Origin of the sequence: Psychrobacter sp. TB20-MNA-CIBAN-0197 (assembly GCF_040309765.1) — a bacterium.
GTDB lineage: Bacteria > Pseudomonadota > Gammaproteobacteria > Pseudomonadales > Moraxellaceae > Psychrobacter > Psychrobacter submarinus.
Window position 1 is genome coordinate 1 of record NZ_JBEOPC010001411.1, and the last position, 235, is coordinate 235.

Consider the following 235-nt stretch of genomic DNA (forward strand, 5'->3'; position numbering starts at 1 on the left):
GCTGGGCGACGATGTCGATATCGAGATCATGGAAGCCCATCACCGCCACAAGGTCGATGCTCCGTCAGGTACGGCTGTGCGCATGGGTGAAGTGATTGCCGATGCCCTGGGGCGTGATCTGAAGAAGGTCGCGGTCTACGGTCGTGAAGGCCAGACCGGTGCTCGGGAGCGTGAAACCATTGGTTTCGCCACCGTGCGTGCTGGCGACACCGTTGGTGATCACACCGTGCTGTTC

General features: G+C 60.9%; 1 protein-coding gene. It reads left to right on the forward strand.

The genetic code is table 11. The features are described from left to right. Positions 1–235, forward strand: a 235-nt coding sequence (locus AAEY83_RS18600) for a 4-hydroxy-tetrahydrodipicolinate reductase (protein WP_351061667.1), incomplete at both ends; no start/stop codon positions are given.